Source organism: Clostridium sp. AF19-22AC, assembly GCF_003479085.1.
Classification (GTDB): Bacteria; Bacillota; Clostridia; order Lachnospirales; family Lachnospiraceae; genus Faecalicatena_A; species Faecalicatena_A orotica.
Map to the genome: position 1 here is coordinate 59,675 of NZ_QUGN01000017.1, position 24,861 is coordinate 84,535.

The 24,861-nt window shown below is 46.7% G+C and carries 21 protein-coding genes; 4 read left to right on the forward strand and 17 right to left on the reverse strand.

Features of this window, described 5'->3' with window-relative positions; genetic code table 11:
* Positions 1 to 43 precede the first annotated feature (43 nt).
* The 8 genes from purB to DWX43_RS18145 form a co-directional block, all read right to left on the reverse strand.
* Entirely contained in the window at positions 44 to 1,477 is a 1,434-nt protein-coding gene (gene purB, locus DWX43_RS18110) for an adenylosuccinate lyase (RefSeq protein ID WP_118621334.1), read from the reverse strand.
* A 35-nt stretch (positions 1,478 to 1,512) separates the two neighbouring features.
* The gene (gene purC / locus DWX43_RS18115; RefSeq protein WP_109729305.1) at positions 1,513 to 2,220 is read right to left on the reverse strand and encodes a phosphoribosylaminoimidazolesuccinocarboxamide synthase; all 708 of its coding nucleotides are present in this window, start codon (positions 2,218 to 2,220) and stop codon (positions 1,513 to 1,515) included.
* A 200-nt stretch (positions 2,221 to 2,420) separates the two neighbouring features.
* On the reverse strand, positions 2,421 to 3,110 hold the full coding sequence (locus DWX43_RS18120) for an amino acid ABC transporter ATP-binding protein (protein WP_109729306.1): 690 nt from the start codon (positions 3,108 to 3,110) through the stop codon (positions 2,421 to 2,423).
* A gap of 11 nt (positions 3,111 to 3,121) precedes the next feature.
* Positions 3,122 to 3,778: an amino acid ABC transporter permease gene (locus tag DWX43_RS18125; RefSeq protein WP_109729307.1), complete on the reverse strand. Its 657-nt coding sequence runs from the start codon at positions 3,776 to 3,778 to the stop codon at positions 3,122 to 3,124.
* A 75-nt stretch (positions 3,779 to 3,853) separates the two neighbouring features.
* The gene (locus DWX43_RS18130; protein WP_109729308.1) at positions 3,854 to 4,711 is read right to left on the reverse strand and encodes an amino acid ABC transporter substrate-binding protein; all 858 of its coding nucleotides are present in this window, start codon (positions 4,709 to 4,711) and stop codon (positions 3,854 to 3,856) included.
* A gap of 173 nt (positions 4,712 to 4,884) precedes the next feature.
* Positions 4,885 to 5,652 (reverse strand): hypothetical protein, encoded by a 768-nt coding sequence (locus DWX43_RS18135; RefSeq protein ID WP_109729309.1) that lies wholly within the window; start codon positions 5,650 to 5,652, stop codon positions 4,885 to 4,887.
* The gene (locus tag DWX43_RS18140) at positions 5,627 to 6,910 is read right to left on the reverse strand and encodes a DUF5716 family protein (protein WP_109729310.1); all 1,284 of its coding nucleotides are present in this window, start codon (positions 6,908 to 6,910) and stop codon (positions 5,627 to 5,629) included. Before DWX43_RS18140 ends, DWX43_RS18135 begins: the two co-directional genes overlap by 26 nt.
* A gap of 22 nt (positions 6,911 to 6,932) precedes the next feature.
* Positions 6,933 to 10,223, reverse strand: coding sequence for a DUF5717 family protein (locus tag DWX43_RS18145; protein ID WP_118621335.1), 3,291 nt, complete (start codon positions 10,221 to 10,223; stop codon positions 6,933 to 6,935).
* A 137-nt stretch (positions 10,224 to 10,360) separates the two neighbouring features.
* Between DWX43_RS18145 and DWX43_RS18150 the strand changes: the two genes are divergently transcribed.
* Positions 10,361 to 11,455 carry a threonine-phosphate decarboxylase gene (locus DWX43_RS18150; RefSeq protein WP_118621336.1) on the forward strand — a complete coding sequence of 365 codons (1,095 nt, stop codon included), beginning with the start codon at positions 10,361 to 10,363 and terminating at the stop codon, positions 11,453 to 11,455.
* A gap of 73 nt (positions 11,456 to 11,528) precedes the next feature.
* Here the strand turns inward: DWX43_RS18150 and DWX43_RS18155 are convergent, their stop codons facing one another.
* A complete protein-coding gene (locus tag DWX43_RS18155; protein ID WP_109729313.1) occupies positions 11,529 to 11,873 on the reverse strand; it encodes a cupin domain-containing protein in 345 nt (114 codons plus the stop codon).
* Between the two features lie 13 nt (positions 11,874 to 11,886).
* The gene (locus DWX43_RS18160; RefSeq protein ID WP_118621337.1) at positions 11,887 to 12,333 is read right to left on the reverse strand and encodes a GNAT family N-acetyltransferase; all 447 of its coding nucleotides are present in this window, start codon (positions 12,331 to 12,333) and stop codon (positions 11,887 to 11,889) included.
* Between the two features lie 219 nt (positions 12,334 to 12,552).
* Here DWX43_RS18160 and DWX43_RS18165 point away from each other — a divergent pair, with 219 nt between their 5' ends.
* Positions 12,553 to 13,020, forward strand: coding sequence for a hypothetical protein (locus DWX43_RS18165; RefSeq protein WP_330582289.1), 468 nt, complete (start codon positions 12,553 to 12,555; stop codon positions 13,018 to 13,020).
* Entirely contained in the window at positions 12,975 to 14,648 is a 1,674-nt protein-coding gene (locus DWX43_RS18170) for an AarF/UbiB family protein (protein ID WP_243099390.1), read from the forward strand. The genes DWX43_RS18165 and DWX43_RS18170 overlap by 46 nt, the downstream gene beginning before the upstream one ends.
* Positions 14,649 to 14,660: 12 nt before the next feature.
* On the opposite strand, the gene DWX43_RS18175 is transcribed toward DWX43_RS18170, so the two are convergent.
* The 7 genes from DWX43_RS18175 to DWX43_RS18205 all read right to left on the reverse strand — a co-directional run bounded on the left by DWX43_RS18175 (position 14,661) and on the right by DWX43_RS18205 (position 23,221).
* Positions 14,661 to 16,742: a transglutaminase domain-containing protein gene (locus DWX43_RS18175; protein ID WP_118621338.1), complete on the reverse strand. Its 2,082-nt coding sequence runs from the start codon at positions 16,740 to 16,742 to the stop codon at positions 14,661 to 14,663.
* Between the two features lie 14 nt (positions 16,743 to 16,756).
* Positions 16,757 to 17,812 (reverse strand): DUF58 domain-containing protein, encoded by a 1,056-nt coding sequence (locus DWX43_RS18180; protein ID WP_118621339.1) that lies wholly within the window; start codon positions 17,810 to 17,812, stop codon positions 16,757 to 16,759.
* Between the two features lie 51 nt (positions 17,813 to 17,863).
* Positions 17,864 to 18,811 (reverse strand): MoxR family ATPase, encoded by a 948-nt coding sequence (locus DWX43_RS18185; protein ID WP_118621340.1) that lies wholly within the window; start codon positions 18,809 to 18,811, stop codon positions 17,864 to 17,866.
* A gap of 21 nt (positions 18,812 to 18,832) precedes the next feature.
* Positions 18,833 to 19,948 (reverse strand): Fic family protein, encoded by a 1,116-nt coding sequence (locus DWX43_RS18190; RefSeq protein ID WP_118621341.1) that lies wholly within the window; start codon positions 19,946 to 19,948, stop codon positions 18,833 to 18,835.
* Positions 19,949 to 20,089: 141 nt separating this feature from the next.
* Complete coding sequence (locus DWX43_RS18195; RefSeq protein ID WP_118621342.1) at positions 20,090 to 20,347, reverse strand: hypothetical protein; 258 nt, start codon at positions 20,345 to 20,347, stop codon at positions 20,090 to 20,092.
* 139 nt (positions 20,348 to 20,486) lie between these two features.
* Positions 20,487 to 22,460 (reverse strand): FtsX-like permease family protein, encoded by a 1,974-nt coding sequence (locus tag DWX43_RS18200; RefSeq protein ID WP_118621343.1) that lies wholly within the window; start codon positions 22,458 to 22,460, stop codon positions 20,487 to 20,489.
* Positions 22,460 to 23,221 (reverse strand): ABC transporter ATP-binding protein, encoded by a 762-nt coding sequence (locus DWX43_RS18205; protein ID WP_109729325.1) that lies wholly within the window; start codon positions 23,219 to 23,221, stop codon positions 22,460 to 22,462. The genes DWX43_RS18200 and DWX43_RS18205 overlap by 1 nt, the downstream gene beginning before the upstream one ends.
* 280 nt (positions 23,222 to 23,501) lie before the next feature.
* On the opposite strand from DWX43_RS18205, the gene DWX43_RS18210 reads away from it, so the two are divergent.
* Positions 23,502 to 24,851 (forward strand): 4Fe-4S dicluster domain-containing protein, encoded by a 1,350-nt coding sequence (locus DWX43_RS18210; RefSeq protein WP_118621344.1) that lies wholly within the window; start codon positions 23,502 to 23,504, stop codon positions 24,849 to 24,851.
* Positions 24,852 to 24,861 lie beyond the last annotated feature (10 nt).

Consider the following 24,861-nt stretch of genomic DNA (forward strand, 5'->3'; position numbering starts at 1 on the left):
ACTGAATATACTCTTTAAAAAAATTTTTCCTGACTGCAGAAGCCTATACATTAATTTCGGCTTTTACTCCCAGCACGTCATGATTCTCCTCAAGCAAAGGATTGATCACGCGGCCTAAATATGCCTCAACCTGCTCTTTTGCACGTCCCACATATTTGGATGGGTCCATCGTCTTCTTCAGGTCTTCCAGACTCATGTTGAATGCATCGTCTGCGGCAATCAGTTCGAGAAGGTTATTATCCAGTCCCTTCTCCTTCACATTGCGTCCCGCTTCCATAGAAAGCTCACGGATTTTCTCATGAAGTTCCTGTCTGTCCCCGCCGGCTTTTACGGCATCCATCATGATGTTCTCCGTTGCCATGAACGGAAGCTCTGACATCAGACGCTTTTCAATGACTTTCGGATACACAACGAGCCCGTCCACTACATTTAAGCAAAGATCCAGGATACCATCGATAGCCAGAAAGCCTTCCGGCACGCTTAAGCGCTTGTTGGCGGAATCATCCAGTGTTCTTTCAAACCACTGGGTAGCCGATGTAACTGCCGGATTCAGGGCGTCGATCATCACATATCTGGACAGAGATGCAATTCTCTCACTTCTCATAGGGTTTCTCTTGTATGCCATAGCAGAAGAACCAATCTGTGTCTTTTCAAACGGCTCCTCGACTTCTTTCAGATGCTGGAGCAGACGGATATCATTGGAGAACTTATGTGCACTGGCCGCGATACCTGCAAGCACATTCAGCACCCTTGTGTCCACTTTTCTGGAATATGTCTGTCCGGAAACCGGGTAGCATGCTTTGAATCCCATCTTTTCAGCGATCATCGGGTCGATCTTGTCGATTGTTTCCTGATCCCCGTCAAACAGTTCCAGAAAGCTTGCCTGTGTCCCTGTCGTCCCTTTAGACCCAAGAAGCTTCAGGCTTCCCAGAACATAGTCCAGATCTTCCAGATCCATCTCAAATTCCTGCATCCAGAGCGTTGCACGCTTTCCGACCGTTGTCGGCTGTGCCGGCTGGAAATGTGTGAAAGCGAGTGTCGGCTGTGCCTTATATTCACCGGCAAACTTCGCCAGCTCGGCAATGACATTGATAAGCTTTGTGCGGACCAGCTTCAGTGCCTCGGACATCACGATCATATCCGTGTTATCCCCTACATAACATGAAGTTGCCCCCAGATGGATGATCCCCTTTGCTTTCGGGCACTGCACACCATAAGCGTACACATGTGACATCACGTCATGGCGCACTACTTTCTCACGTTCTTTCGCCACATCATAATTGATATCGTCCGCATGGGCCTTTAATTCCTCAATCTGCTCATCGGTAATATTCAGTCCCAGTTCCTTCTCCGTCTCGGCAAGGGCGATCCAGAGCCTCCTCCATGTCCTGAACTTCTTATCCGGTGAAAATATATACTGCATCTCTTTACTGGCATAACGCTCGGAAAGAGGGCTGACATAACGGTCCGTACTCATAAAATGTTATCTCCTATTCTGTTTCAAATTTTATCCTATTTGATGCCGATACGTTTAAAGACTTCCTGATATGCATCTTCTACATTGCCCATGTCCCTGCGGAAACGGTCTTTGTCAAGTTTCTCATGAGTCTCTTTGTCCCACAGTCTGCATGTATCCGGTGAAATCTCGTCGGCAAGGATGATATCACCGTGGAATCTTCCGAATTCGATCTTGAAATCAATCAGTTCGATACCTGCTTCATCGAAGAACTTTTTCAGGACATCATTCACCTTGAATGTATATTCTGTGATCTTGTCGATCTCTTCTCTTGTAGCAGCCCCGATTGCGATTGCAAAGTAGTCGTTGATCATCGGGTCGCCAAGATCATCATCTTTGTAGCTGAATTCCAGTGTCGGTGCTAATAATTTTCTTCCTTCTTCGATGCCCAGCTTCTTGGAAAAACTTCCTGCTGCCACGTTACGCACGATGACTTCCAGCGGGACGATCTCGACTTTCTTCACTGCCGTCTCACGGTCGCTTAATTCCTCTACATAGTGAGTCGGAACGCCTTCTTTTTCCAGTACTTGGAAAATATAGTTGGTCATGCGGTTATTGATTACGCCTTTTCCTACGATTGTTCCTTTTTTCTCGCCATTGAATGCAGTGGCATCATCTTTATAATCTACAATTACAATATCCGGGTCCTCTGTTGAAAATACTTTCTTTGCTTTTCCTTCGTATAACTGCTCTAATTTTTTCATACGTTCACACCTGTCCTTTTTGTTTTATCCTCGTTAAATGGTACGACTGTCTTTCAAATCGTGAAAAACAAAGTCTCGCAGGCTAATTATAATACAAGGCAGAGGGAAAATCAATATACCCTCTGCCTTGTATAAAATAATGTTCATTATTTATTTTTGCGTGAATATATAAGTAACACTTATATATAGTATTGCATTTATCAATATTCTTCTGAAAGTTTCCCCAGAAACTCCTTCATCCTCGTGTTGTCAGAGCCGAATACTTCATCCGGAGTCCCCTGCTCGGCTATGACTCCCTTGTCCATAAATATAATATGGTCGGCCACATTTCTGGCAAAATTCATCTCATGTGTCACGATCACCATCGTCATATGTTCCGCAGCCAGATCTTTAATGACCTTCAGTATCTCACCTGTCAGTTCCGGGTCGAGGGCCGATGTCGGTTCATCGAAGAATAAAATTTTCGGGTTCATCGCAAGTGCCCTTGCAATGGAAACCCTCTGCTGCTGTCCGCCCGACAGCTGGTAAGGATAAGCGTTCTCCTTATCCTGAAGTCCCATTTTCTGAAGCAGTGCCCTTGCCTCGGCAAATACCTCGTCTTTATTTCTTTTCTGCACCTTGATTGGTGCATCGGTAATATTCCTTATCACAGAAAAATGGGGAAACAGGTTGAAGTTCTGAAATACAAGTCCGTACTCTCCCTCATAATGAATCTCCCCCTCATCCGGTGCCTCAAGATTCGTTGCACAGCGCAGAAGTGTAGATTTTCCTGAACCGGAAGGCCCGATGATCGCAAGGACCTCGCCCTCCTCTACCGTCAGGGAAATATCCTCAAGCACTCCAAAGCCGTCAAAGCTCTTTTTTATATGTTTCATTTCCAGCAAACTCATGACATTTCCTCCTATTGGTAGTAATTCAGCTTCTTTTCAATCCCCTCCATGATAACAGCCACGACAAGATTGAAGATATAGTAGAATATCCCTGCCGCAACAAGAGGGATTACAGAAGTCTGTGATGACGCAATCATCTTGGCCGTCGTAAACATTTCGGCAACTGCAATCGCAAATGCCAGAGAAGTATCCTTTACAAGTGTGATTACCTCATTGGTTACAGACGGCATAATCCGCTTGATTACCTGCGGGAAAATAATGCGGAAGAAGGTCTGCACCCTGCTGTACCCCAGGAGTCTCGCCGCTTCATACTGTCCCACCGGCATAGATTCGATCCCGCCCCGGTATATCTCGGCAAAATACGCGGCATAATTGATCGCAAACGCAATCAATGTCGCAGTGAGCCTGTAGGAAGTGGAGATCCGGATTCCGAATATGTAAAACGGCCCGAAGTAAACAACCATCAGCTGCAGCATAAGCGGTGTCCCGCGCATAATAGATATGTACGCCTTCGTGATCCACTGTATGACCTTAATTCTTGACATCCTTCCAAATGCAACAATCAATCCCAACGGCAGGGAAAACAAAAGCGTAGCCACAAATATTTCAATCGTAACCAGCATTCCGCCTGACAGCTGCCCTATCATCGCCATAATACTAATCTTCATTTCATCGTCCTCCGGGTCTTAACTGGATAAAAAGGCCAGATACAGTTCCTGACCTTTTTTCCATCTTTTCTTATTTTATTTGCCTAAAGTAACAGAGTCCTCAACACCCCATTTTTTTGCAATCGTCATGAATGTGCCGTCATCTGCCATCTCATTTAACGTCTTCTGAACCTGGTCTCTTAACTTTTCATTGCCTTTGTTGAAACCAACCGCATACTGCTCTGAAGATATTGTTTCGTCAAGTGTTATGTAGCCGCCGTTTCTGGAAGCGATCTGATATTTTGCAACACCGACATCCATCGCAACCGCCTCTGCCGCTCCGGCCTCCAGATCCATGAATGCGGTATTATAATCCGGCACCTGTGTCAGTTGTCCGAATGTATCCGCAAGTTCCTTCTGGTCGCCTTCCAGTGCTGCCAGCGCCGAAGAGTCCGCCTGCACCTCGACAATCCTGCCTGCCAGGTCTTCCAGTGATTTGATACCGGAATCCTCTGCCACGACAACCACCTGGCTGTTGTCCACATATGGATCAGACCATGTGTAATCATCCTCGCGGCCATTCATCGTAAATCCATTCCAGATACAGTCGATCGTACCTGAGCTTAATTCCATATCCTTTGCATCCCAGTCGATCGGCTGCTTTACAAGCTCCCATCCATTCCTGTCACACACTTCCTGGGCCAGGTCCAGGTCAAATCCCACATATTCACCATCGTCATCCTTATACCCATAAGGCGGGAAACTTGCATCGAATCCAAGTGTAAACTTATCACCCTCCGCCTTTTCTTCATTGACCACTTCTGTCTTACTCTTTGTCTCTTTCTTTTCTGAACTGCCGGAATCCTTCGCTGTATCTTCTTTACTTCCGCACCCTGTAAGAGCCGTTGACAGCATAAGTGTCGCAGCCAGAGCCAATGCTAATTTTCTTTTCATAAGTTCGTCCTCCCTTGCGCAGTGCTTTATTCTTTTATCAATTGATTACTTTACCACGCTAAATCGCTTAGACAGCATATCATACATCCAGACAAAAGTCAAGATTCTGTGCCGTGAAAACAGCTAAAAACAGCGGCTAAGGGGAAGAACTTCCCCCCTGGCCGCATTTCATTTTATATATGGCTTCTTCTGTACTGCTGTTTCCATTTTTCAAGCATCACCGCGCTTGGCTCCATCTGGAGATGGCTTTTGATGTCCTCCATTTCCTGGCGCATCTGGGCATTGATTTCTACATAATCGTCGTGTTTTGTCAGGAGGATGTGATATTCCTCCAAAGACATATATCTGTATGATGCATACAGATACGGCTTCAGAAGTGCCTTATCTTCGCAGATCTGATATGCCCTGTCATACATTTTTGCAGATTCCTGATATAGGAACAGCCTTCCATAGGCCGCCCCCAGGCCCGCATATATTTTCCCGTAAAATTTGGGATCTACGCTCTCATCCGGATCTTCATTGAGGATCGCCTGATATACCAGAATTGCCTCTTCTATCTCACCGCTCTCCAGCAGGTTGTCACCCTTATACTTCTGGCGTTCGATATCCTTCTGGTTCTTCAGGCGTTCCAGTACATTCTGGATACGGATCATCTCCGGCTCACGGAATATCTTGGAGCTTTTTAGAATCGTCAGTACAAACTTCTCAACTGAGCCGTTCAGGCGGATGACGTCCCGCAGGCTTCCTGCAAGTACGGTCAGACCTACTTCCTCTTCCAGCCAGTTGCAGAGCTGCTCATTCATAATCGTGTAATCAATCAGGTAGAGATTATTGCACAGATAATAGCATAATTCTTCAATTGTATATATCTTGCAGTGTATCCTCGTGATCTCATAAGGATGCGTTGCGTGTCTGTCATGACAAAGAATTAAACTTCCCATCATTGCCTCCTAAGTGAATTATCTTCTCTTCCTGAAAATCCGTAGGCAGGAAAAACTCCCCGAATCCTACGTCCCTTGCCGTGATTTTGCATGTCTTTTCATCGAGAAACAGTGTTTCCAGCTGCAATCGCATAGAGTATTCCCCGCGTTTCGGGAAATTCTCAAGCGGGATCACTTCCGTCTTCAAGGTTCCCTGTATCAGTGATTCCACATGAAGTTCGATGTCTTCCACGTCCTCCAAAAGAACCTCCCACTGATTATTCGATTCATACCAGTGGGCCCCCCACGATACGATCGGATACCACATTTCCTGCCCGTCCACCCTCATATTGACTGTGATCTGGTCCGTCAGCTTTGTATCCGACAGATAGACCGGGTCCTCAATATGCATGTACATCTTGCGGTAGGCTGTGTAGCAGGCGCCCTTGCTGTAAAGGTTATTGCCGATAAAGGCCCTTCTGCCGTTGCAGAGCACACGCAGGGATGTGGGGTACCAGTTATTCTCAAACCCTTCCCCTGTCAGGAATACAGAAGAAACAATCCGTTTGTCAAATACGCCTTCAATAAACTTCCGGAACCGCATATCGGCCTCTTTTGCCTTATCCTCATTCAATACCGGATATACCGCCGCCAGTTCCTTCATATGCGCACTGGCCACCTCGTCGACCGTGACAAACGTCGTCTTTCCCCCGCCCAGTCCGGGCTTCAGGCGGCGCAGCATATATGCCTTGATTTCATTCCTGTCACAGCAGAACAGTGCAGCCTCATACTGCCACAGTTCCTTCGGCTGGTAAAACAGGTAGTTGCAGAAACTTTCCTTATAATCCTGAATAAAAATATGCCGCTTATCTATGTTCATCCGCACCGCAATCCCGCGCAGGAGCTGCGCCAGTTCCTCGTTCAGTTCCGGCACGCTGAAAACAATCCCGTCAATCTGCGGAAAAGACTGCAGTGACATCTGCACGAACTTGGACAGAAGCCATACTGCATCATACGTTTCCTCCCCAAATTCAATCTTCTCCCCTGCCAGGCTCTTATCAAGAAGTCTTGTGACTGTAAAACCTTCTTTGACCGTCACCAGACGCTTGGCCTCCTTGCCGTAGGCCCACGTATCCCTCAGCTTTCCGATGATCAGCGGAATCTGATAGTTATCCGCATCCACCTCCATAGTCTCCGGTTCGAGCTGCTGCTCATTATAGAAACTGATCTGGCAGGTCTTGTCATTTATCTCATATCCAATTATATTCCCTTGTCCCATCACAGACCACCTCCCCGCGGCATCAATACTGTTCAAACATGTGCGCCGCTATCGCATCCTCGGCCGCATAAGCCTTCATCTTCATTTCCTTCTCCCGGCCTTCACAAAGCAGAATATCATTCAGCCGTCCATACCTGCCGGATTCGCCCCGCTTTACTTCCTTCACGCAGCTTTCCTTATCACTGCGGTATGTGTTGCCGTCAATCGTTTCTTTGAAATAGTACTTCAGGGTTTCGTTTGAGAAAAGCACAAACTTCTTTACATACAGATTCTCATACATCGGTGTCAGAACCTCCGTCGAGTAATCAACCGCTTCCGTATCCCCTTTCTGAAGCTGGTAGTAAAGCATAACCCTGCTGCCCTTCTGCCCCTTGTACTCAATCAGAGTCTTGTCCCAGAGCTGAAGCTCGATCAGCCATTCCTTCTCATAAGACAGGAAAAATGGAAAATAAATCTGCTTTCCACACAATTCCTGCAAAAACTTCTTCAGCGTCTTACGTATCATGGAATTATATTCTCTTGCCGAGTAATATTTTAAAACAGCGATTCTGCAGATATCTATCGTATCTTCGCCTTTCTCATACTCCCGGCAGATGATGTCGATCACGCTCTTACTGATCTTCCTGTCCTCCACCACATATCCTCTGGACATATAGGCCAGATAAGCCTGCTGGAGCCTGAAATAAGCGCCTTCCGCATAATATTCCTCAAACACCTGTACTTCTGCAAAGAGTTCTTCTGAAAACAGCATCTGTGTCAGAATACGTTCGCCCAGTTTGTGGCTGTGTACCTCATATTCCCGCGCCTCTCTCCAAAGCTGTTTCATCTCCGAAGTTGCCCCGCAGTAATAGTTGGACAGATAGGTCAGGATCACTTTATCATACTGTCCCTGCTTAAATAGTTCAAAACAGATATACGTCAGGAAATCGTCATTTTCATAATTATTCTCCCTGATCGTCTTGCTGCAAAGCGCAAACAATTCTTCCTCGCTGTAAGCCTCCACACCGCGTTCCCTGACCACCTCCAGCGTCAGCGGCTCATCCTCTTCCTCGAGACGGTTCAGGCGCATACTGTTAAGGAACTTCTTACACATATCCATGTAACGGAGTTCATAGAATAAACGTCTGCTCTCATAGGGAATAGAGTCTGTGTAATGCCTGCCGTCCTTTGCCTCCCACACGAGCCTGTCCGTCTTCGCATATAAGAACACCTGTGTCCCCCTGTCGCTGTAGGGAACCTTCTGGGTAATGGTCCCGTTATCCGAGATAATGTGGATAAACTTCATATTCGGCACTTTCGTCGTGATCTCATACGCATGGCAGATATCGTAAAGCGCCTTAATCCGCTCCGGATTCATAGAACGTTCTACGATGAACCGCTTATAAATAATCCTCAGCTGCTCGTCTATGTGCCGGCGTTCCAGCTGGTTCCATGCAAAGGCTTCCATCTCATCCCTGTAGTGTGCATAGATTTCGTTGGATTCGTCCTCATAGGTAATCAGGTTCGAATACAGCAGCGCACACTTGTGGTAATCAAGATTGTTCCCATGCATAAAGTACAGGTATACAGACCGCGGCAGTGCCTTGTGGAAATGCTGCACCCGGATGGAGGCCATATAGTATTCATACAGCTGGGCTATCTTCAGTTCTGACTCCACGGCCTTTTCGTACCACTTAAAGTAAAGGTTGTCCACACAGTTGCCTTTAATCAGCAGTGTACAGATTGCCGTCAGAATCATGGACTCTTCATACATCTTATAGGCAAGCACAAGTGTCTCATACAGGTGTCTGTCGAACCCTTTCAGCTGGCTCGCCAGATTGGCCGTATACAGTGCCAGTTCCTTTGTCATCAGCTTATACTTTGCTGCAAAATACAATACCCGCACTTCAAATGTCCCCAGCTTCTTCAGAGAAGAACTCTTATCCCTGAAACACTTGAACGCTTCCATATAAAACCAGATACTATGGTTCTTTTCCTCATAAAAATGCTGTTCCAGCACACGCAGCCGTTCACTGTAAATCTTATATTCCGAATCCACATTTACAAGCATGCAAAGAATCATCCAGCTCTCCGGATGCTTCATGTAAGACTTGGAAAGCTCCTCTGCAACCCTGCGCTGCCCGATGGAATCATTACTCAGCAGGGTGGTAAGATACAGGTAATAGGAACTCATCTCCACATTTTTCCCAATTGCAAATCTATTATAATTATAAGATTCGAGAATCCACTTTGCCTCCTCGAAGCGCTGGCCCAGAAGGCAGACATGTGCATGTACCAGCAGATATATCTCATTCTTGCCGTCTGCTTCACGCAGATGCTCCAGCTTCTTCACCGACTCCTCTGTCCATGTGTTAAGGTCTATCCTGCCGGCCTCATATGTCAGATAGCGTTTCACAATGCTTGCAAACTCTATGTCTGCACTGCGGTAGTCCTCCTCCCGCTTCACGTCCTTCTCGACCACGATCTCATAGATGAGTGACTCGTACGGAGTCTCCAGTATGATCTGCCCGAAGTTGCTTCCCCTGTGCAGCTGCTCTGTCGTAATGATATACTCCAGGCGGTAGGAATTCCCGATAAACTCCTCTGTCGTAACCTTGGCATGTTCGACTGTCAGAAAATCGCCTTCCGTGCGGACATCAATCGTCAGATAGCCCCATGTATTCTTCTTGACAGTCAGTGTCTCTTTACGTGCCTCCTCCACTTCCATGAAGGCACGGCTCTCCTCCTCAAGCGTCAGGAATATCTTCTCTTTCTGTTTGCAGCCGACAAGGAATTCCTCCAGCGCCTGCTGATCCAGCTCCCACTTGCGCATGTTGTCATACAGCGCCTGGATACGCTTGTCTTCATATTTTAATATCTCGTAAAAATCCCTGGAACGGAACAACTTCTCTGCCTCAGCCGGATCGCGGAAAGAAAGCTTCTTAAAATCCTCGAGGCTCTGCACCTTGCCATAGCTTGTCATAACAAATGGCTTTTCGATGATCGCTGTAAACGCAACGTCATATTCGCCCCCGTTGCACACAATCGTAAACTTACCATGTTCGACATGTCCCGGCACCAGCCCGGAGCCATCATATGTATAATAGATATTAACCGGATTCCCATCGAAGCCCTGTTCTTCACAATGGACACGATAAGAAGAGGGATATACAAGCCCCCTGATAGTCCCCTCGCCCTGGTTCTGCAAAGAGAAACTCCCCTTATACATTTCTCCCTCACCGACACGCATGATGATCCGGGTCTCCGGGAAAATAATCTCTGGCTGCGGAATGTGAAAATCTCCTTTGGAAAGACGTTTAATCTTATTCTTCAAGTTCGTCACCTACTCATTTTCTAATGTTACTTTTCCTGACGTTGCATTTTTTCATAAGCACGCTATAATGAATTATATCATCAATGTAGTATTTCTTGCAACGGGTGAATGAAAGAATTTGAAAGGAGATTGTATACATGAATGCAAAACCAGAGTTTCATGGCAGTGATCTTGAGAAAATAGAGGAATATTACGGCATTCCAAAGGAATCCATCGTTTGTTTCGGGGCCAATGTCAACCCTCTCGGCCTTTCCGAAAAAGTCAGACAGGAAATCGCGGCAAATCTGGATATCATTTCTACCTATCCGGACAGGGAGTATACTTCACTTCGAAATGCCATCGGGCAGTACTGCAAGGTCCCCCCTTCTTCCGTTGTCGTAGGGAACGGCTCAACCGAACTGATCTCCCTCCTGATCGAACAGAGATGTCCGAAAAAGACACTCATCCTCGGTCCGACCTATTCAGAGTATGCCAGAGAACTTTCCTTTTCAGACAGTATACAGGAATATTACCACCTAAATCCGGATGATGGGTTCCGTCTGAATGTCCCTGACTTTTTAGAAAAACTGGAAGAAGGATTTGACCTCCTTATTATATGTAATCCCAATAACCCGACCTCCTCCGTCATTAGGACGGAAGATATGCGCCGGATCTTAACTGCCTGCCATGAAGCAGATACCTTTGTCATGATTGACGAAACCTATGTGGAATTCGCACCAGATATCGGGGCAGTCAGTGCAGTGTCTCTCATTGGAGAATTCAGTAACTTCATGGTGCTGCGCGGGGTTTCCAAATTCTTCGCCGCCCCCGGCCTCAGACTTGGTTACGGTGTCACCGGCAATGAAGCGTTCTTAAAGAGAGTCCGGGAGCACCAGATTCCCTGGTCATTAAACAGCATCGGGGCGTTTGCCGGAGAACGCATGCTTCAGGACAGCCGCTATATACAGCATACGCGCACGCTGATTCTGGGTGAGCGTACCCGTATGCTGGAGGAGCTCCGTAAAATCAGGCTCATAAAAGTCTTCGATGCATATGCAAACTTTATCCTGATCCAGATCCTAAAGGAAGGACTGACTGCATCCGGTCTTTTTGAGGCCTGCATCAGACGGGGCCTTATGATCCGTGACTGCTCTTCCTTCCAGTGTCTGGAAGGGGAATATGTACGTTTCTGCATGATGTTGCCAGAGGATAATACACGTCTGCTGGACACATTGAAAGAATTTTTGGAATAAGGTACAAAAAGAACAGGCGAATGATACAACCATCTGTCTTCCGCCTGTTCTTCCTTTCAATCACCATTTACTGCTACTTCTTCAATATCAATGCAATAAATTCCAGATCTTCACTTCCTGTATTCTTCACCCCGTGTCCTTTGCCGTCCTCGCAGAATGTAACATCCCCCGCCTCTATCGGCACCGCTTTCCCGTCGTCATCATACATTCCTGTTCCGGAAAGGATATAGTAGGCCTCCGTCTCCCCGTGGTGCTCATGGTGTCCCAGCTCACAGTTCGGCTTAAGCGTAACTTTGGAAAACATCTTGCAGTGTTCGCCGAGCTGTTCCGTCATCAGAAGCGCCTCCTTCATTATAAATCCGGCCCCTCCGTTTACTTTCTCAACCGTTTCTACCTTTCTCTCTCCTGCTTTCGTCATCACGTCAGCCTCCTTAATCATGAAATTCTTTTACCATCTGGTTATATGCAAGAGGCTTGTATCCAAGTCTCTCATAAAGGGCGGCTGCCCTCACGTTATCATCTTCCACTTCCAGCCGGAACCGGGTAACCCCTTCTTCTTTATGTTCTTCCACATAGGCAAAGAATTCGCTTCCAAGTCCCTTTGAGCGGTACTCCTCCAGAATATAAAGTTCCTCGAGCCAGTACACATATCCCCCGGCCTCCTGGGAAAATGTCTTTGCAACCAGACCATACCCGGCCGTCTGCCCCTCAGACTCCAGAATATAGCCCAATGCATAAGTCCCCCCGTTCATACATTCCTCAAATGTTCTTTCAATATAAGAATCCGGAACCGGATAGAGCACTGCCGGTGAGTGATAAAAATCATGTGCCATCTTCAAGTACGCGTCTCTGTCTTCCAGTTTCATTTCTCGAATCATAAAAACCTCCTGCTTAATAACGTTTTATAATGTCAATTATGTTTTCATCCTACCACACTCCTACAGAAGGGTCAAGCAAAGGAAACAGGGAATGGACAGTCGTCAATCAACTCTTAATTTGTCCCCTATTTCCAAAAATTTAAGAAATGGGGAGACGGCTTTGTGGTATAATAATATATATAAATTTTATTTGTCTTACTAAGGAAGGATGGTGCTACTATGGAACTGAATGAAGGTTTGAAGAAAATATTACTGGCAGGTGTCGGCGCAGTTGCCGTTACGGCTGAGACTGCAAAGGATGTTGTGGATAATCTTGTTAAAAAGGGGGAACTTACTGTAGAACAGGGCAAGGTCCTCAACGAAGAGCTTAAACAGAACGCAAAAGAAAAAGTCAAAGAACATGTTTCTGTCACCGTTGTTAAGGAATACAAGGACGCAATGGATGCTGTCAGCCATATGGACCCGGACGAGCTTGCCGCCTTAAAGGCTAAGATAGCAGAGGCTGAGAAAGCCAATGAGGAAAAGGCTGCCGCCGAATGCGAGGATGAGACGGATGAGAAAGCCGATACCCCTTGCAGCGGGGATCAGGAAGAAAACACAGATGCCCCTTGCAGTGACGAGACAGAAGAAACTGATATCCCATGCAGCGGGGATCAGGAAGAAAAGACGGATACACAGGAAGGCTGACCACGGAGCTGATTATGGACGAGACATTTGTAACACAGGAACAGAATAATACGGAATCTCCCGCTTCTGACAAGAGGCTGCGCGAGATCCTGGCGGTGCTTAGGCGCCACCAGGTCACGCACGGCCTGTCTCCTGTCAAGCTGCGGGAGATTTTAGAAGATCTGGGACCCACCTATGTCAAGCTGGGACAGATTATGTCAATGCGCTCAGATATGCTGCCGGAATCTTACTGTGAGGAATTGACGAAACTGCGGACGGAAGTAAGGCCCCTGCCGTTTCATATAATTTACGGCGTGATTGAAACAGAGCTGAACAGGCCTGTTTCTGATATTTTTTCAGAAATAGAAGAGATACCCCTTGGCTCTGCTTCTATCGCCCAGGTACACCCTGCTGTTTTGAAAGACGGCACAAAAGTTGTCATTAAAATACAGCGGCCGGCTATCAAACAGACGATGCAGAATGACATCCGCCTTATGAAAAAGGCTGCCGGCATTTTAAAGATTGCCATTGGCACCGAGGATCTCATTGATTTTAAAACAATTCTGGATGAACTGTGGAAGACAACACAGGAGGAAATGGACTTTGTACAGGAGGCTGCTAATCTGGACCTGTTTTATGAAAACCAGAAAGAGATCGCCTATGTCACATGCCCGAAAGTTTTCCACGAGCTGACTACACCGCGGCTGCTTGTCATGGAATATATTAACGGAATCCAGATAGATGAGACAGCACAGCTGGAAGACCTCGGCTACAATATGACCGAGATTGGCCAGAAGGCGGCCGAAAACTACTGCAAGCAGATACTGGAAGATGGTTTTTTCCATGCAGACCCGCACCCGGGCAATCTCTGGGTAGCCGGCGGGCAGATTGCATGGCTGGACCTTGGCATGACCGGAAGACTGACACAGCATAATAAACAGCTCTTAAAAAAGGCTATCACCGCAATTCTGGAAAATGATATCTATGCCCTTAAAAACGTGCTTCTGGCCTTCGGCGAACCTCAGGAGCGTGTTAACCATGCCCGTCTGTACACCGACATTGACGATATTCTAAGCAAATATCTTTCTATGGATTTTGGAACTATGAAGCTGGGCACACTGATTGAACGGATGCTGGAACTTGTGAAAGACCACAGGCTCGCTATCACCCCCGACGTCACCCTGCTCGGACGCAGCATGATTACGATGGAGGGGACACTGACCGCATGTGCCCCGGATGTAAATATCATCCAGATTCTGTCAGTCCATATGTCCACCCTTCTCATAAAGGAACTAGATGCTAAGAAGCTGCTGCGCCACAAGGGCCGCCAGCTGTACACCTCTATGGATAAATCACTGGATATCCCCGCACAGCTGTCTGACCTATTGAATATCACAAAGAATGGGCAGGCACAGCTCAATCTGCAGGTCGCTGATTCCGAAGAAATCCGGGAAGATATCCAGAGGACGGCCAACCGGTTTATCTTGAGTATTCTTGCGGTCGGACTGTTTATAGGTTCCGGGCTGATCCTCAATACAATGTCTATGCCAAGGTGGTTCGGAATCCCGTGGCTGAGTTTTATCGGGTATTTCATCTCATTCATCCTGATACTTGTACTCATTTTCCGCATCTTATTCCGCAAAAAGTAGCCTTTCTATTTATCAGCCCAGACAGCGGATCTGGTGGTATTTTATTTTCTTCCATCCGGTCAGGTCATGCCGTACCTTTTTTGTTGCATCGGTAACAAGCTGATACAATTTTTCGTGTTCTTCTTCGGAAGGTGGGTTTTGTGCAAACATCGACTGCCATACTTCATCCTGAATCCACTGCCAATCCCCGACAGATATCTCAGAAATGTAGTTTTTCAGGGACTCAAAAGCCTCTGAAGCCAACGGATCCGCCGCCTCCTTCATGCCTAAAAAGACTGCCGTATCATATAGGGTCCGGTACAGGGCCAGTACTCCCCGTCCATTCCGGTATCTGCGGCACTGCATCATTCTCTGCTTTCTGCGCACTACTCCCTGAATCAGAAAAGCAGCAGTCAACAGCAGAATCATTCCAGCGATCGTAAGGCTCCCCAGAAGGATTCTGGTGCTCTTCTTCACTTCTGCCGGTGCCTTCTGCCGGCTGTCCGAAGCAGGGGGAACCGCCAGCGTATCTGTCCCTGTATAAGGAAGTGTATGCTCCCTGACCTGCCAGCCGTCCTCATAGGTTTCACACCACGCATGCCCCATCTGCCCCGTTACTTCAGCTGCATATGTCCCGTCCTCCTGTTCCTGAAATGCGGACGCAGGAATCGCATACCCTTCTGCATATCTTGCCGGATAGTGAAGGATACGGTACATGAGCACAGCCGTTGTCGCAAAGTGCACGCAGAAACCTTTCTTGTTTTCAAACAGAAAATATTCTGCAAAGTCCTGATCTGCCGGTGTTGCTCCCGGATTGTAGTCATAAACGGTATTCTCTTTGAATTCCTTCTGGATAAACCGGGCTGCATCCTCAATACTTCCGATATCCTGTTCACTGCACAGCGCCCTCAGCCGTTCCAGATCCGGGGGATACTGGTAGTATTCGTCGAGTACTGCATCTGACAAAGCTTCCATCCTCCAGAAGCTGCCGGAATAAACACTGCCATACGCTTCCGGATAGTAAAATGTTCCCCGGGGACGTTCATCTGTACGTACAACAATTCCCTTACCGTCTCCCGGAAAAAACGAAGCGATCGCTTTTAAATCCTGCGGGATTCCATCTTTAAATACACCGGTTCCCGACTCTTCGGGCAAACCGGGGGGCTCATCCTGCATCTGTGTTTCAGCTTGTTCGGCTTCTTTCGCTTCCGGGTCTGTCTTTTCTTCCTCCTTCTGTCCTTCCTGTCTCTCCTTTTCCTGCTGTGGCTTCTCTTCGTCCTCTTTTTTCTTTTCAGAAATTCCTGTCAAATCTGTAAACTTTTGTACAACGCCTTCCTTCACAGCCGTCCTCGCCTGCCGATACACACCGTTTTCAACAGTTTTCATGGCTTCCACCGGCTTTGCAGCCACATTCGAGGCCAGAAAAAGCACCATAATACAGACAAACGCCGATGAAGCGCCGAGTATCACCGATTTTCCTGAGTTTCCCCCGCAGACGGCAAAATAAACACCTGCCGCGAATATCAGCACCCAGCATGCGCCTGCCGACGGGAAGTATCCTTCCACGGCCGCCAGCGCCGCCGGACATAAGATTAATAGTACCGTCAGAAGTTTTCCCCGGTTCTTCACGAGTACCCAGGACCACAAAAGAAGCACCGGCATGGTTGCCATAGCCGTTAAAAGGCCAAGCGTCCACGCCGCGGCTTCCGGCTCACTGTAGAGCAGCAGAGGTTCTGTCCCTTCATAATGGACTCGCAGATACGCATTTGCCAGATAATTAACGGCCGCGGCCGCAAGTGTCTGTCTCCGCCAAAATATAAATGCAGCCGGCAGGACACAGAGTATCACTGAGAGGCCCTTCTGCCATACTTTCAGCGAGGCCCACATTACCCCCAGCACTGCCAGAGGAAACAGAAAGACTGCAAGCCATACGATATTGATATCAGCCGGAAAGACGTTGAAGAATATCCTCCACCAGGAAACCGCAAGGAAACAGACGGCCGCACCCCGTGCGAAAATCAGCACAGCCCCCGTCCCATACGGCCTGTCAAATCCGTTTTTCTTTTCCGCCTCATACAGGCGGATACCGGATTCTCCTTTTTTCCTTCTGCTCATTGCCTGGTCCCTCCTTACAGCTGCAGCAATTCCTGTGTTTCCCCGTTTATCTTCATGTTACCCTGTCCGTCAATCACAACAATGCTGCTGAAATGTTCACCCAGAAAAGCATCTTCATAGGCAATCCCGGCCATCTCCCGGTCTTCATACGGCTCAATATCGAGTAGCCTCCAGACAAGCTCATACGCCGATTCCGCACTGTTTACTTTATATTTGACGACTCTTGCATTCTTTTCTTCAAACCATGCAGCCATATGAATGCATTTTTCTCCTGCCAGAGTCATACTCAAAGATGCCGTGCGTTCCAGCATACGGTCTATCCCTGCGGCACTCGCCCCTTTTTCTGCAAAATCCACCCATAACAGAACGACACACCCCAGAGGACAGCCATGTTCTTTGACCATGAGTTCCCCTTCCTTTGCCGTCAGCTTCCAGTGGATATCATGCACAGAATCTCTGGGGCGGTACTCCCTGATCCTGTAGATTTCCGCCGGGTCATCCCCGCCTTTTTCCACGGAGTACTCATCCGCATCGGCCAGAAACTCTCTGGTCCTTCTTGTGATTTCCAGAGGGATCAGCTCAAATTCCGGCATAATGCCTACTGTAGACCGCTCCCCAAGCTTTATTTTATGATAAAAAATGCCCAGAAAATCATAGATTCGAAGCGACTCCATGCTGACCGCCACTCTTCCGCAATAAGAGGAGGTGAAATAATATGACTGTATTTTACGGCTTTTACCCTCCAGATTTCCTGAAAGGACCTTCTTTTCCTGCCTTTGCAGAAAACTGCTTCCCACCCTGACCTCTGCCTTATATTTTACACTCCAGAATATGGATGTATTTTTAATCCAGATACTGATCCTGATTCTGCTGTTCTTGTTTCCCATTGCCGGCACCTTGTGCAGCCCGGCCGAAACCCGCCCCCGTATCCATTTCAGGTATAAAAACGAGAGGAACGGATACAGACACTCCAGCACTAAAATAGCCGTCAGTGCAGGTTCGTTATACATCAGAAACAGATAAGCGGTAATCAGGAACACGGCCAGATAAGTGACCACTCTTTTCCCCATATTTCTCCCCAGCCTTTCCTCTTCCGGCAGCCCGCATATGACTGTCCTGTCTTACCGTTTTGAGACGGATGGTTTTTTCACTTCATCGAGAACCTTTTCCAGCACATCCTCTTTCTGTATATGCCCTACTTTCGCCTTTGTGCTGAGCTGGATCCTGTGTATGGCCGTACACGAAAACACCTCCGCAACATCTTCCGGTACCACATACCCGCGGCCTTTGAGATAGGCTCCTGCCCTGGCCATCGCGGTCATGGCCACGGTTCCGCGCGGGCTTAAGCCCATTGCAATCCATTCCATCTCCCTTGTCTTCTTTGCCAGCTGCGCGATATATGTGTAGACCACATCGTGTACAAACACGTCCTCAGCCTCAGTCTGTGCATTCAGAATCCACTGGGCGCTCATAACCTTCTTCACCGAATCCGTAGTCCTCCCCGTCTGGTTTCTCTTTAGGATCTCCACTTCCTCTTTGACAGACGGATACCCCATATTGACACAGATCATGAACCGGTCCAGCTGCGCCTCTGGCAGAAGCTGTGTTCCAGCAGAGCCCGTCGGATTTTCCGTAGCGATGACAATGAACGGGTTCCCTGTCCTGCGGGTCACCCCGTCCACGGTCACCTGCCGTTCCTCCATAACCTCCAGAAGGGCCGACTGCGTCTTCGGAGAAGTCCGGTTGATCTCATCGGCCAGCAAGAGATTGCAGATTACTGCACCCGGCTGATAGACGAACTGCTCCGTATCCTTCTGGTACACCGTAAATCCGGTCAGGTCGGCAGGAAGCACATCCGGGGTAAACTGCACCCTCTTCTCTTCCAGCCCCATTGCTCTGGAAAATGCCAGCGCCATCGTCGTTTTCCCGGTTCCCGGAATATCCTCCACCAGAATATGCCCCTTGGCCAGAATCGCCATCATAATCTTGTTAATCACATCATTCTTTCCAACAACCGCCTTACGCACCTCGCGTATTACCGCATCAACGGCATCCCTGTATTCAGACATCTCGTTCTACCTCCGTTTCAATTACTCTTTTGAAAACTTGTATTTTCCTTTTCCGTGGCCTGACACGGGTTCAATAATTCCCGCCTGCACCAATTTAGAGATCAGCTTAGAAACACTTGAATTATGCAATTCAAGCAGCCCCGCAACTGCACTCCTGCCAAAAATTCCATCAAAGCCAAACGCTTCAAACATTCTATTGATATGAACGATTGTCTTGCCTGAGAAATTCACTTTATTTCGTAAAAGTATACTTTCAATGTCTACTTTCTCGCCACGAATGTCTACTTTTTCTTCTCCAATGTCTACTTTCTCTGTCTTAAAAAGTCCACTTATGTGCAGATTACGATTATGCAGCTCATTCTTTTCATCCAAGAGCAGATTTCTAAGGAATATCTCAAGATATTCTGTTGTTCCGTGAATATCCTTTTGCAGATTAGTATAGTTCGCACGGACAAGTGCATTCCTGAAATACCAGGCATTTTCCGCAAAAATATCATTCGTTGCAGAAAAACCAAGCATTCTCAAATACTTTATAAAGAATACTGCTGTTGTTCTTGTGTTACCTTCTCCAAAAATATGAATTTGCCACAACCCAGAAACAAATACTGCAAGATGATGGATTATCTCATTCATAGAGAGTCCCTTATAACTAAATCTCTTTTCCTGTGAAAAATCATATTCAAGTGTAGCTCTAAGTTCTGAAGCGCTTCCATATAGAACAGTAGCCCCGTCCAAGACCCACTCTTTTTTTGTAATATTATAGTCTCTTATCTCTCCGGCGTGATTATATATACCCTGAAACAGTTTTCGGTGAATCGAAATATATTCATTTGGCGAGAATGAAAAGGCAGTTTCCGACAATATTTCCGCAATTCGAGCCGATACCTTATCTGCTTCTTCGGTACGCTCATCATCGGAAGATACCGGTCTATCCTCATAGTAGCTGTTGATGAGATTTTGAGCTTCTATTATCGTAATTTTACCTTCAATATTTTGAATGGCAGTATCAATCAAATATTTTGATGTTTTTAACCCATCTACCGCCTGCAGCCCAATTGCTGTACTCCAAGCATAACCTTTGCTGATTTTATCGGGTTCAGACTCTTTCAAATATTCCTTAAAGGGGTCTTTATCCATATCACTACCTCATTTCTTGATCTAATTTATACGTCTTCCTAATACTACGGATTAAAGGACTGCTCTGTTATATCTAATACAGCACAATTCTTTCTTGTGAAAAGTACTTTTTATCATTGTACCAAGTTGCCGGCGCATTGGCTAGTCCAAATAGGTTCCACTTGATTTAAAATCAAGGAATCTGTTTACCTTTTCTCCTGCCATCTCCTTTATTCCTATCATTGCCAAAGTATTCATCCCTTCACTCGTCGGATGTGAACCATCCAATGAGTCATGATGTAAATCCTTCCATATAAACTTTACTGGATTGGACAGCCTCTTCTGTTGCACTTTTAATTTCGCTGAATTGGAAAAAGCAATTGTATCCTGAAAACAATATTTAAGTTCTCCTGTGCCCATAAAATCTCCCCTTTCGTCGTCTGAAAAATAGATACTTCTCAATTCAAGTATATCAGATTTTGTTTTAGGTTTATTGCAAAAATACACATCGGGCGTAAAAGAAATCATAACTCTTTTACGCCCGATGTACCTCAATGATTTATTCAACAATCCGATAATACTCTCTCGATGTAATCAGGAATACTACCCCGTAGAATACCGCGAATATAAGCACCGTTGCTATAGTACACATCAAAAACAGGTGTATATTGACGAGATTCATAATTGCCAGCAGTTTTGTGATTGTTTTAAAGGCAAATGCCACATGTACGATCGCAACCAGCAATGGCAGGAAAAATACCAATAGTACCTGGCTCTTGATCGAACGCTGTACTTCTTTCTTGCTCATCCCCACCTTCTGCATGATCTGGTACCGGTTCCTGTCATCATACCCTTCTGAAATCTGTTTATAATAGATAATCAGCACGGTTGCCATAATAAACAGCGCCCCGACAAATACACCAAGGAACAGAAAGCCGCCGTAGAGTGCATAAAAATCCTGCCTGAATGCCCCCTTATATTCTGTAAACGATTCCGGTATCTCAGCTGTCAGACGCTTCTGTATGGAGGCCATGACAGATTCTTTTGCGTCCCCGCTGCCACTTAAGTCAAAATAATCAGTGTATATGATTTGATCCGAGCCTTCATAACCGTAGGTCTTCTTCAGCTCTGCAATCTTATCTGCATCCGGCATTACCAGAATGATGCTTTTTACAACATATGAGAGTTCATCTTTTGTTTTTCTCGTATCCTTCATTACTTTTTTCACTGCAAAGCCTTCATCCTGCAGATAGATTGTATCCGAATCAAACTCATCCCCCTGCACGATAACCAGTACCTGGTCTTTACCAAGTGATTCCTTTTTTCCTTCCAGCCGGTTATAGTCTGACAGCGGAATGATGACCAGTGTCCTGAAATTTGCAGTTTCATTTGAGATATCTGAATCCTCCTCCAGAAGCAGCCTTGCTTCCTTTTCCTTGTATATAGCCGTAAATGTTCCCGAACGGTAAGAACTGCGGTTTTCTATCTCAACACCGGCCTTTTCGGCCTCTTCTTCTATAACCTGATTTTCGGTATCTATTTTTTCCTGTGAACTTCCCTGGATCGTTACATGAACATCTGACGGGAAACGTAATGAAAGAATGTCTTCCATTCCTGCATACAGGGAAAAGGTTACGGATATCAAAACCAGTACAACCGTACTCATGATGCAGATATTAGCCAATCCGACCGCATTTTGTTTCATCCGGTAAATCAGGCCCGATACTGAAGTGAAGTGGCTGGTCTTGTAGTAAAACTTTTTGTTTTTCTTTAAAATCTTCAAAAGCGCGATACTTCCTGCCGTGAACAGGCAGTATGTGCCGATAATGACCAGTATGACTGCCATGAAAAATTTTCCAATCGCTTCTAACGGGGATACTGTTGTCTGGGCGATATAGTAGCCTGCCCCCAGAGTAAGCACACCGATGAGGGTGAGAAGCCGCTTTGTCTTAGGTTCTTTTTCCCCCTGACTGCCGCCGTGCAGAAGTTCCACCGGCTTTGCCGTCTGCACCTGCAAAAGATTGAATAACAGTGTAACCGTAAAAACGGCAAGGAATACGATCATCGTCGCCAGCATTGCCTGAGGTTCCACCGCAAATTTCAGCGGGACTTCAAAACGCAGCATTTTTAATAAGATTAAAAACATCAGCTTCCCGAGCAGCATGCCGAGTCCCAGGCCCATTAAGAGGCTGATCACCGTGGTAAGGACCGTCTCCCACACCATCATCTTCGCCAGATTGCCTTTGTCCATTCCCAGCACCTGGTAGAGTCCAAATTCCTTTTTCCGCTGCTTTACAAGGAAACTGTTTGTATAAAAAAGAAAGATTGCCGAAAAAATACCGGTGATCGTCGCGGCCCAGCGCAGGATCAGCTTCAGGACATTTGAGCCCTCCATCTGGTCCAGCCCTGTATTCAGGCTGATTGCAATCATTACATACAGCATCATGATGGTCAGTATACCGGTCAAGATATACGGAATATAAGTCTTCCCATTCTTCTTGATATTGGTCCATGCAAGTTTCGGATAAAACATTACCGGTCACCCCCTGTGGTCAGAACTGTCAGCGAAGCCGCAATTTTCTGGTACATCTCCTCATTCGTAAGATTCCCCCTGTAAATCTGGTGGAACACCTCTCCGTCCTTAATAAAGAGTACCCTGTTTGCATTACTGGCAGCCTTCACACTGTGCGTCACCATGAGGATCGTCTGCCCGTCCTGATTGATCTGTGTGAACAGCTCCATCAGGTCATCCGAAGCCCTTGAATCCAGAGCCCCTGTCGGCTCATCCGCAAGAATCAGCTGAGGCTTTGTAATCAGGGCACGTGCTACTGCCGCCCTCTGTTTCTGTCCGCCTGACACTTCATAGGGAAATTTTTTAAGCAGTTCTGTAATACCTAGCTTCTGTGCAATAGGCTCCAGCTTCCGGTTCATCTCTTCATATTTTTTCCCTGCCAGCACAAGCGGAAGATAGATATTATCCTCCAGAGAAAACGTATCTAACAGATTAAAATCCTGAAAAACAAAGCCCAGATTCTGACGCCTGAATGCCGCCATCTCTCGGTCTCTGATCGACCCCAGGTCCCGCCCCTTCAGGTACACCTTACCACCCGTCGGTTTATCGAGAGAAGCGAGTATATTTAATAAGGTCGTCTTTCCGGAACCGGATTCCCCCATAATCGCAACAAACTCACCTGATTCTATGGAAAACGTCACATCCGAAAGCGCCTGCACCTGACTGCCTCCAAACCTTGTCGTATAAATCTTCTTAACATTTTTAACATCCAGCAATGACATATCTATTTCCTGCCTTTCATCTTCCTCATTCTCTTGTTTACGAACTTATTATAAACCGACTTGACATTCACAATCCATAACTTTAGCTTGCAAAATACAAAGAAAACCTTACAAAATTGTAAGCTGGGAGGGGACTGTCAGAAAAATACAAAATTCCCTGTTTCTTTCCCCTAAAATATGATATTATTATAACGTACTGGTGTTGGGGACAAAAAGTATTTTGCCTCTGGCATCATATGTTGTAAAGAATAGCGAGAATCAATGAATGGAGAAGAAAGCTATGAGTCTAATTGAAACAGTAAAAGATGCCGGTATTGTAGGAGCCGGTGGGGCAGGATTTCCTACACATGTGAAGTTAAACACAAAGGCCGAGTATTTTATCGTTAATGCTGCCGAATGTGAACCATTGATTGAGACAGACAAGTATCTGTGCAGGACCTTTGCCGATGAACTGATCAAGGGCATCACTTATATTGCCGATCATCTGGAAGCAAAGAAGCGCTACATAGCACTGAAAGCAAAATACAAAGCCGAGATTGCCGCTTTAAAGGAAGCGATTGATAAGAATCACGCTGATATCGAGATTTTCGAGATGCGCACTTACTATCCGGCCGGAGACGAGCAGATTATCGTACAGCAGGTGACAGGAAAGACCGTTCCGGAACGCGGGATCCCGATCGAGGTGGGCGCCGTAGTTGATAATGTAGGAACCGTACTGGGAATCTATCGTGCTGTTACTGAGGGAGCAAAGGTAACAGATAAGTATCTTTCCGTTGTCGGGGAAGTAAAAGAGCCGATTATGCTGAAAGTGCCGATCGGGACACCGATCCGGACATGTATAGATGCCGCAGAACTTAAGATTTCTGATTATGCAGTCATTCTCGGCGGCCCTATGATGGGAAAAGTTTTCGCAGATGACAGTATGATCGACAAGCAGGTTGTAACGAAGACAACAGGTAACATTATCGTGCTTCCGAAAGACCATTACCTGATCAAGAAAACCCAAGTCCCGATTGAAAGACTGAAACACCAGGCAAGAAGCGCGTGTATCCAGTGCCGCATGTGTACGGATTTATGTCCGCGTTTCCAGACAGGGCACAGTATCAAGCCTCATCTTGTCATGCGTAATATCTGGAGGGAGGATATCATTGATTCCAATGAGGAGTTTGCAAAGAGCTTCGGCGATGCCGTGAACTGCTCCAGCTGCGGAGTGTGTGAGATGTTCTCATGTCCGATGGGTCTTTCTCCGAGAAAAGTGAATGATTACATGAAGGGAAAACTTCGTGAAAGAGGAATCATGATTGATAAGACTCCGAATCCGACAGCAAGACCGACGATTGAACTGAACCGTATCCCGACTGACCGTCTGATCTCAAGACTGGGGCTTGCCCAGTATAACGGACTGCATGCACACAGCTGTACAGAGCTGCTTTCCAAGGAAGTCTTTATCCCTCTGTCCCAGCACATCGGCAAACCGGCCGCTCCCGTTGTAAAGGCGGGCGACACCGTACATACAGGCGACTTGATCGGACAGGCTGACGATGCTGGATTATCTGCCAACATCCATGCAAGCGTAGACGGAACCGTAACCGAAGTAACATCCGGCGGCATCAGAATTAATGTAAACTAATGGAGGAATC